The organism is Pedobacter sp. ASV12 (assembly GCF_016429155.1).
Taxonomy (GTDB): Bacteria; Bacteroidota; Bacteroidia; order Sphingobacteriales; family Sphingobacteriaceae; genus Pedobacter.
The window spans coordinates 1-2,479 of the sequence record NZ_JAELUC010000162.1; the positions used below are offsets into that span (position 1 = coordinate 1).

The following is a 2,479-nucleotide window of genomic DNA, read 5'->3' on the forward strand; positions in this document are numbered from 1 at the left end:
GTCGTGGTTCGTCGGCAGCGTCAGATGTGTATAAGAGACAGGGTTAGTAGCTGGGTTTAATGATTTTCCTGGCGTTTATGTCAAAGGCTTTAATCCTGGTGGACTATACTTTTTTGCCGAACAGGCACAATTTAGTGCTGGCGAGGATGAGACGAAGTTAGCCAACGAAGGAGTAGACAAAAAAATTCAAGCTAATGTTTACCCTTATCGCACTTATCTGGATCACTTTCATAACAATGGCTCTCCGTTTAATAAAATTGGGATTGTAGTGGCTAAAAATGGGGAGTGGCCTTTTAAACCTGTGTTGGTAAAAGATGCGGTTGCTTTGATCAATCAGCAAATAGCCTCTTGGCCAGCTATTCTACAAAAAAAACCCTACTCGGTAGAGGTTGTAAAAAAAGCATTAGAAAGATTAAAGCCGTATTACAACGAAGTTGTAAAACTGAGAGCTAATTATAATTATAGCAATGCTCTTAATGATGGTAATGGCCACTATTTGTTAAATCCAGAAGCTATTTTAAATGGGAAAACAATTGATAAAACGTTTCCCGAGTACAGTATCCTGGTTTCAACTACCCAACAAACCATTGATCAGACCAAAAAAGACGGTCCGCTTTGGGTATATTTTAATTTAACGCCATCAATTGAGATGCAGGGAAACCTATCGAAATACGATGCCAAGCTGGGTACGGGAGTAGCGCATATGGTGTATTCCTTACTCAACAATTTGAATTTCGCTTATATCTATAAATGGTTGTCGCAACCCGAAGCGATGAAGGGAACCTTGTACAAGCCTCAGTAGCTCGCTTTTCAATCGTATTTCATCAAACTTATTAAACTCAATAAAAATTAAAACAATGAAAAAGATACTGATCATTCTGCTTCTACTGCCTATTATGGCGGTAGCGCAACAAAAGCAAAGCATAGAAGATGCCATGAAAAAGATGGAGGAATTGAAAAAAGGCATGACCCCAGAGCAGAGAGCCATGTTGGAAAAAATGGGTGTCGAAAAAACGATGCAGGGCGTACAAAAAAACATGGCGCAGGGTAACACAGGTGCCGCAATGATGCCCCTTGGCGATCCCAATAAAATTCCTACAACCCTTTCTACGCGTGCAATTGCTCCAACACCGGTAGGTAAAGAAAAATTGTTGGGTTATTTAAAGCCAATTTTTTCAGAAACAGAAAAAGCCATCAAACCTGAGCGTAAAAAAGCGGTAGCAGGCTTAATCAATAAAGGCAAGAAAACCGGCCAATATGCCATGGCTTTTTGGGCAAATAACGAATTGGATAAAGCACTGTATTTATTAGAAAATGCTTGCATAACCAATCCCGAGGATTACCTTTCGCTCAATAACCTAGCGGCTTTGCTTACCATATCAGGGTATGCGCATAAATCGTTGCCATTGCTTTTGTACACACAAAAATTATTGCCCCAAAATGCTACGGTAACCAACAATCTTGGGCAGGCGTATCTCAGTTTAGGGAATATAGAAAAAGCGCAACCATTGCTCTTATCAGCCATTAAAAAAGATAGTACCAATACCGAGGCTTATAGGTCTTTAGCACTTATTGCTCAACAACAAGGTAACAATACGCTTTGTGGCAACTATCTTGAAAAAGCCATTGCCAACGGTGGCGCCACTACAGAAGCCATCAATTTATTGAGTAAAGTAGCACCAGGCAAAGATATCTCCGGATATATCCGTAATCGTTTTAAACGGTACTATAAAGACCATAGCATTACCAAACGTTTTCTGGTGCCAGCAGTCCCTGCGTCTTATGAAGAGGCTGTAAGCCGAAATCGTGAGGTCGAAACTTATTTTAAGGACATGGATGCCACCATTAACGCTGCCTATAAAACACAGCAAGAATTGACAAAAAAATATGAAGGTCAAGTAGTGGAGAACCAGACCAAAAGAATGGCGCAAATGCAACAAATGCTGACCAATGCCGGCAAGCCTGGATTTTCACAATCGGTGCAGGACATGAAAGCATCGTTAAGCAACCCCCTTATGGCCCAAGGCGCTACCATGTTGGCGAGTATAGACAACCCGCAATTCAGCAAATCGTACATCAGTCGGATGAAAACAGAAGCCGCTAACAGGCTAAAAAGCGAAAATGAACTGAAACAGGCATTAAAAATAGATTTTGATAATAAGATCAGTGCGCTTGAAAAGGAAAAGAAAGGGCTTGACGATGGCGAAGGTAAGGATGCTGCAAATGCGCGGGCCATGCAGATAGAAAAAGAGCTGTGTAAATTAAAAGAGGGCAGACAGGCGAAATGGCTGGAGAAAATGGCCGAAATCAATAATCAATATATCCATAACATGGAAGACCTGCTTAATCAGCGTTTGCAGGAGTACCTTTTTTGGAACACCGTAGTGATGCAATCTCTTCAAGACCTGTCTCTTATACACATCTAAAAAGGGGGGGGGGGGGGGGGGGGGGGGGGGGGGGGGGGGGGGGGGGGGGGGGG

At 42.2% G+C, this 2,479-nt stretch carries 2 protein-coding genes; both read left to right on the forward strand.

The annotated features are described in order from the left end of the window. Nucleotides 1-268 precede the first annotated feature (268 nt). Nucleotides 269-802, forward strand: a complete 534-nt coding sequence (locus JHD69_RS19415) for a hypothetical protein (protein WP_199141994.1) — start codon at nucleotides 269-271, stop codon at nucleotides 800-802. 55 nt (nucleotides 803-857) lie between these two features. Continuing rightward, nucleotides 858-2,426, forward strand: coding sequence for a tetratricopeptide repeat protein (locus tag JHD69_RS19420; protein WP_199141995.1), 1,569 nt, complete (start codon nucleotides 858-860; stop codon nucleotides 2,424-2,426). The last annotated feature ends 53 nt before the right edge of the window (nucleotides 2,427-2,479 follow it).

What these genes read in the sequence shown, in the direction of transcription:
- JHD69_RS19420 (WP_199141995.1), top strand. Translation starts at nt 858, where the DNA reads ATGAAAAAGATACTGATCATTCTGCTTCTACTGCCTATTATGGCGGTA.